The following is a 1,282-nucleotide window of genomic DNA, read 5'->3' as shown; positions in this document are numbered from 1 at the left end:
CGGCATGTATGCCCTGCTGCGATCTGTGGTATAATCTACGAACTGTCTCAGAGGGTTAGCGGAAACGACCCTGTTGAGACGGTCTCGGAAATGACACCCAGATTGGACAGGAGAACGGCTTGCTGATTGGCTATGCGCGCGTTTCGGATACGAGCCAGAACCTCGATGTCCAACGGGAAGCTCTGGCCAAGGCAGGCATCGACAAGCTGTTCGAGGAGAAGAAGTCGGGACGATCCGCCGACGATCGCCCCGAACTCCAAGCCGCCATCGAGTTCGCACGCCATGGCGACACCATCGCTTGCACCAAGCTCGACCGCCTCGCGCGCTCGGTCCGCGATCTGCACAACATCCTTGCCACCCTCGACCAGAAGGGTGTCGGCTTCCGCTGTCTCGATCAGGCGATCGACACGACCACCAGCACGGGACGGTTGACGATCTCGATCCTCGGGGCGGTGGCAGCATTCGAACTCGACATCAGGGCCGAACGCCAGCGGGAGGGGATCGAGGCCGCGAAGCGGAAAGGCGTCTACGAGGGGCGGAAGTCCGCCATCGATCTGGATCGTGTCCGCCAGCTTCATGGGCGGATGAAACCCAACGAAGTCGCAGCCGTCATGGGGATCAGTCGCGCGAGCGTTTACCGAGCACTGTCCTCGATCAACGCTGCCGCGACACCATCCTGACCAGCGTCGCCGGACCGTCGAACATCACCGTCACGATGATCGTCACGAACATCGCCCGCGACAGCCCCCGCAACGCTCCGTCTAACTGTGGAGGATCATGATGCCGCAGCCCGTTCGGATATCAGTCCGCGCCGCGCCATCGGCCATCGCATGGCATATCCCGACTATCGAGCAGGGCGATGCTTTCGTCGAGGTCACTGTGAGCCGCTCGACCTTCCACTTCCCCGATGTCGACGCCGACGATCCGAGCCCAGCGCTTCGAGCATGGATGACCGAGGGTGTTCGGAATGCGGTTCGCCGCGACGGTCTCAGACGCTGGATCATCTGGTCAGACCTGAGCGTGACTTCGTTCATCGACGCCGACCTGACGCCCCATCTGAAACCCGCACCGTGAAGATCATGGAGACCAGCATGCCAAATGACGCTCGCACGATGCCGAAAGCGTGCTCTGATGCTCGCGGCCATGATCACGCCGAACTCTCGATCAGGACCATCGCCGACCGCCTCAACCAACGCTCGAAGGTGATCGAAACAGCGTCAACCGAGGCTTCCCAAGATGGTGCCCGAAACGGCGTAGGCGAGTTCCCTTCGCCCGCTCCAGT

General features: G+C 61.6%; 3 protein-coding genes. All 3 read left to right on the top strand.

The window, feature by feature from the left end:
• The first annotated feature begins 119 nt into the window (after positions 1 to 119).
• Entirely contained in the window at positions 120 to 680 is a 561-nt protein-coding gene (locus tag C8J45_RS18795; protein WP_107964663.1) for a recombinase family protein, read from the top strand.
• A 100-nt stretch (positions 681 to 780) separates the two neighbouring features.
• Positions 781 to 1,074: a hypothetical protein gene (locus C8J45_RS18790; RefSeq protein ID WP_181321297.1), complete on the top strand. Its 294-nt coding sequence runs from the start codon at positions 781 to 783 to the stop codon at positions 1,072 to 1,074.
• Positions 1,071 to 1,282, top strand: a 212-nt coding sequence (locus C8J45_RS19465) for a hypothetical protein (protein ID WP_219907412.1), incomplete at its 3' end; no start/stop codon positions are given. The genes C8J45_RS18790 and C8J45_RS19465, both read left to right, overlap by 4 nt.

It is taken from the genome of Sphingomonas sp. PP-CE-3G-477, from assembly GCF_003050745.1.
GTDB lineage: Bacteria > Pseudomonadota > Alphaproteobacteria > Sphingomonadales > Sphingomonadaceae > Sphingomonas.
Note: the sequence above shows the minus strand (reverse complement) of the source record. Positions and strands in the feature narration are given on the sequence as shown.

Excerpts from the sequence above, each read along its gene's own strand:
- C8J45_RS18790 (WP_181321297.1), top strand. The coding sequence starts at position 781 with ATGCCGCAGCCCGTTCGGATATCAGTCCGCGCCGCGCCATCGGCCATC.